The sequence below is a fragment of the Actinosynnema sp. genome (assembly GCF_052038725.1).
Genome location: NZ_JBQGCX010001395.1, coordinates 1 through 4,736 on the forward strand (window position 1 = coordinate 1; position 4,736 = coordinate 4,736).

A 4,736-nucleotide genomic window follows, 5' to 3' on the forward strand; every position below is an offset into this window, starting at 1 on the left:
AGGGCCTCTGCTGCGGCCAGGAGGTCCGCGGCCCACCTGGCGCCTGGGCGGCGGCCCATGCGGTCGATGGGGCCTGAGACGGAGATGGCGGCCACCACGGTGCCGCTGCTGTCGCGGACGGGGGCGCTGACGCTCGCCACGCCCGGTTCGCGCTCGGCGACGCTCTGGGCCCAGCCTCGCCTGCGGACCTCCAGGAGGGTGCGCTCGCCGTAGACGGCGTCGGCGAGGATGGCGCGCTGGGTTCCGGGGTCGGACCAGGCGGCCAGGACCTTGGCGCCCGAGCCCGCGGTCATGGGGAGGCGGGCGCCCACCGGGACGGTGTCCCTGAGGCCGCTCGGGGGTTCCGCGGCGCTCACGCAGACGCGCTGCATCCCGTCGCGGCGGTAGAGCTGCACGCTCTCGCCGGTGATGTCGCGCAGGCGCGGCAGGACCGAGGTCGCCGCGTCGAGGAGCGGGTCGGTCGCGCCGCCCGCCAGTTCCGCCAGGGCCGCCCCTGGGCGCCAGCGGCCGTCCGAACCCCGGCGCAGCAGGCGGTGCACCTCCAAGCCCACCGCCAAGCGGTGCGCTGTCGCTCTCGGCAGACCCGTGCGGTTGCACAACTCCGCGAGCCCGCACGGATCTTTTGCCACGGCGTTCAACACGGCCACTGCCTTGTCCAGGACGCCGATCCCGCTATGCTGTCCCACAAGCCGATACTAACTTCCCATTGATTGGGAAGTCCAGAGCTGTCTTCTTGTTGCTCGCCCTGGGAGTTTGGAGTTGAGATGAGCCGCACGCTCGCGGAGAAGGTGTGGGAGGCGCACGTCGTGCGCCACGGCAGCGGCGCTGAGCCCGACCTGCTCTACATCGACCTCCACCTGCTGCACGAGGTGACCAGTCCGCAGGCGTTCGACGGGCTTCGGCTGGCCGGTCGGCGGCTGCGCAGGCCCGACCTCACGATCGCCACCGAGGACCACAACGTGCCCACGGTGGACATCGAGCTGCCGATCGCCGACCCGGTGTCGCGCACGCAGGTGGAGACGTTGCGGCGCAACTGCGCGGAGTTCGGGGTGCGGCTGCACCCCATGGGCGACGCGGAGCAGGGGATCGTGCACGTGGTGGGACCGCAGCTCGGGCTGACCCAGCCGGGCATGACGGTCGTGTGCGGCGACAGCCACACGTCCACGCACGGCGCGTTCGGCGCGCTCGCGTTCGGCATCGGCACGTCCGAGGTCGAGCACGTGATGGCGACGCAGACGCTTCCCCTGCGCCCCTTCAAGACCATGGCGATCAACGTCGAGGGCACGCTCAAGCCCGGCGTCACGGCCAAGGACGTCATCCTCGCCGTCATCGCGAAGATCGGCACCGGCGGCGGCCAGGGGTACGTGCTGGAGTACCGGGGATCGGCGATCTCCGCGCTGTCCATGGAAGCCCGCATGACGGTCTGCAACATGTCGATCGAGGCGGGCGCGCGCGCCGGGATGATCGCGCCGGACCAGACGACGTTCGACTACATCAAGGGCCGCCCGCACGCGCCGTCCGGCGCCGACTGGGACGCCGCCGTCGAGTACTGGTCGACGCTCGCCACCGACGAGGGCGCGGAGTTCGACGCCGAGGTGACCCTCGACGCGGACGAGCTGACCCCGTTCGTCACGTGGGGCACCAACCCCGGCCAGGGCCTGCCGCTCGGCGCGTCCGTGCCGGACCCCGAGGCGATCGCGGACGAGAACGAGCGCGTGGCCGCCGAGAAGGCGCTGGCGTACATGGGGCTGGAGGCGGGCACGCCGCTGCGCGAGATCCGCGTGGACACGGTGTTCCTCGGCTCTTGCACGAACGGACGAATCGAGGACCTGCGCGCGGCGGCGGACGTGCTGCGCGGTCACCATGTCGCGGACGGCGTCCGGATGCTGGTCGTGCCCGGCTCGATGCGCGTGCGCGCGCAGGCCGAGACCGAGGGGCTGCACGAGGTGTTCCAGGCCGCGGGCGCGGAGTGGCGCCAGGCCGGGTGCTCGATGTGCCTGGGCATGAACCCGGACCAGCTGAAGCCGGGCGAGCGCAGCGCGTCCACCTCCAACCGCAACTTCGAGGGCAGGCAGGGCAAGGGCGGTCGCACGCACCTGGTGTCGCCGCTCGTCGCCGCCGCCACCGCCGTGCGCGGCACCCTGTCGTCCCCCGCCGACCTGGTCTGAGAAGAGGCAGAGCAATGGAAGCGTTCAGCACGCACACCGGCGTCGGGGTCCCGCTGCGCCGGTCCAACGTGGACACCGACCAGATCATCCCGGCGGTCTACCTGAAGCGGGTCACCCGCTCGGGCTTCGAGGACGGGCTGTTCGCCGCGTGGCGCGGCGACGAGCACTTCGTGCTCAACCAGGAGCCGTTCCGCGCGGGCAGCGTCCTGGTCGCCGGACCGGACTTCGGCACCGGCTCCTCCCGCGAGCACGCGGTGTGGGCGCTGATGGACTACGGCTTCCGGGTGGTGGTCTCGTCCCGCTTCGCCGACATCTTCCGGGGGAACTCGGGCAAGCAGGGCCTCGTCGCGGCGCAGTGCGAGCAGTCCGATGTCGAGCAGCTGTGGAAGGTCCTGGAGAACGAGCCGGGCGCCTCGGTCACCGTGGACCTGGAGCGGAAGACGGTGTCGGCGAAGGACTTCACGGCCCCCTTCGACATCGACGACTACACCCGCTGGCGGTTGCTGGAGGGATTGGACGACATCGCGTTGACGCTGCGGCACTCCGACTCCATCGCGGAGTTCGAGTCCACCCGAGCCGCTTGGCTGCCGGACACCGGGGTGCGGCCCGCGAGCTAGCGAACGGGGCGCGATTCCCCCTCCCCCAGGGGGAATCGCTCCCTCGGACGCACCCCTCCGGACGCCTCCCCTGTCCCTCAACAGGGCGCAATTGCCCGCCCCGCAACGAAAATATTGGCGTGGCGATTGGTATTTCCTTGCATATGGGCTTACCGTGGCCTTCAGTCGGCCCGACTAGGGCCGTGAGCGTCCTGGGAGGGACTGAAGGTGAACAAGGCCCAGCTCATCGAGGCGCTCGCCGAGCGCCTTGGCGACAAGAAGAACGCAGCCGCCGCCGTTGACGGCATCGTCGATGTCATCGTCCGGAGCGTCCACAAGGGCGAGAAGGTCAACATCACGGGCTTCGGCGTCTTCGAGAAGCGCGCTCGCGCGGCACGCACGGCGCGGAACCCGCGCACCGGTGAGACCGTGAAGGTCAAGAAGACCAACGTTCCCGCGTTCCGCGCGGGTTCGACGTTCAAGGACGTCATCAGCGGGGCCAAGAAGCTGCCCCGCGTCACGGCCGCCAAGCCCGCCGCGACCGCCACCGCCGCGAAGGCGACGACGACCGCCGCGAAGCCCGCCACGACCGCCACCAAGGCGCCCGCGGCCAAGGCGACCACCACGCGGACCGCGCGCAGCACCACCACGCGCGCCGCCGCCGCGACGAAGGCGCCCGCCCGTCGCACCGCCACCGCTGCCGCGAAGACCTCCGCCACCACGGCGAAGGCCGCCCCGGCCGCCAAGACCGCCGCCGCGAAGGCGCCCGCCACCAAGGCTGCCGCCACCAAGGCGGCGCCGAAGACGGCGACCACCGCCAAGCGGACGACCACGGCGAAGACGGCCCCCACCAAGGCCCCCTCCACCTCCGCCACCGCGACCCACCCCGCCGCGACCCAGCCCGTCGCCGCCAAGGCCGCCCCGGCCAAGGCCACCGCGACCAAGGCGGCTTCCACCAAGACGGCCGCGGCTGCCAAGACGGCTGCTCCGGCCGCCGCCGCGACCACCGAGAAGCCGGCTGCGAAGGCCACCCCGGCCGCCAAGACGTCCGCCGCGAAGCGCACCACCACGCGGAAGACCGCCACGGCCGCCAAGAAGTGAGCCGCGCCCGTTCCGCGGCCCTGGTGCGGCGGAGCGGGCCGGTTCCTCCCGCGTGGAGCGGGAGGACCGCGAGCGCCCCGCCGAGGCGGTGCTCGGACCGGTGGCCTGTCGCGTCAGACGACCGGACCGGGACCGCGCGGGGATGCGCCGTTGGGAAGCCCTGGGAGCCAACGCGAGGCTGCCGGGGCTTGCCGCTGCCGGGAGCGCGGACGCGCCTGGCGCGACGACCGGGCCGGGGGACCGGCGAGGACGTCGCGGGAGGTGGGGACGTGCGAGCGGCGGCCCGCGCGGACGGCGGGGGAACCCGCTGAGACGCGCGGGTGTTCCGGAAACCGAGGGGCCGAAGGCGGGCCGCCGAGGGGACCGGAGGTGCTTTCCACAACTGGATTCGCGGTGCAGCGGAGCCCCGGAGGCCAACGGCCTGCCTGGGCTCGTCGCTGTCCGGGGGCGGGAGGCGGAGGGGATGGCGGGACGCGCTCCTGGGCTGTTCCGGCCCCTGCGGCCAGCCCCGCGCGCGAAGGTCTGCCCTGGCCGCCAGCCACCCCAGGCCGATCACCAGCCGCCAGCCGCCCCAGGCCAACTGTCTGCCGTCCGAGGCCAGCTACCCGCTGCCAGCCGCCAGCCACCCTAGGCCAGCTGCTAGCCGTCAACTGCCGCCGCCCGAGGTCAGCCGCCCCCCGCCCGCCGCCCGAGGTCAGCCGCCCGCCGCCCGCCGCCCGCGCCCAGCTGCCCGCGACCAGCTGCCCGCCGCCGCAGGCCACCTCCCTGCCGCCCGAGCCCAACTGCCTGCCGCCCGCGGCCAGGTACTCGACGCCCGCCGCTGGCTCCCCGCCGCCCTTCGTCTGCCGCCAGTTGCCAGCGGCCCGCGGCC

The 4,736-nt window shown here is 73.2% G+C and carries 4 protein-coding genes; 3 read left to right on the forward strand and 1 reads right to left on the reverse strand.

Annotated elements, in window-relative coordinates:
* Window positions 1-686: IclR family transcriptional regulator (locus tag ACTUAL_RS29505; protein ID WP_440902530.1), on the reverse strand; the 686-nt coding region annotated here is incomplete at its 3' end.
* A gap of 78 nt (window positions 687-764) precedes the next feature.
* On the opposite strand from ACTUAL_RS29505, the gene leuC reads away from it, so the two are divergent.
* The 3 genes from leuC to ACTUAL_RS29520 all read left to right on the forward strand — a co-directional run bounded on the left by leuC (window position 765) and on the right by ACTUAL_RS29520 (window position 3,865).
* Window positions 765-2,168, forward strand: a complete 1,404-nt coding sequence (leuC, locus tag ACTUAL_RS29510) for a 3-isopropylmalate dehydratase large subunit (protein ID WP_096496667.1) — start codon at window positions 765-767, stop codon at window positions 2,166-2,168.
* Between the two features lie 14 nt (window positions 2,169-2,182).
* The gene (leuD, locus tag ACTUAL_RS29515) at window positions 2,183-2,785 is read left to right on the forward strand and encodes a 3-isopropylmalate dehydratase small subunit (RefSeq protein WP_096496666.1); all 603 of its coding nucleotides are present in this window, start codon (window positions 2,183-2,185) and stop codon (window positions 2,783-2,785) included.
* Between the two features lie 207 nt (window positions 2,786-2,992).
* Window positions 2,993-3,865: an HU family DNA-binding protein gene (locus ACTUAL_RS29520; RefSeq protein WP_440902531.1), complete on the forward strand. Its 873-nt coding sequence runs from the start codon at window positions 2,993-2,995 to the stop codon at window positions 3,863-3,865.
* The last annotated feature ends 871 nt before the right edge of the window (window positions 3,866-4,736 follow it).

Bases quoted from the DNA above. Each gene is read 5' to 3' on its own strand.
- leuD (WP_096496666.1), top strand. From the start codon at position 2,183: ATGGAAGCGTTCAGCACGCACACCGGCGTCGGGGTCCCGCTGCGCCGG.
- leuC (WP_096496667.1), top strand. From the start codon at position 765: ATGAGCCGCACGCTCGCGGAGAAGGTGTGGGAGGCGCACGTCGTGCGC.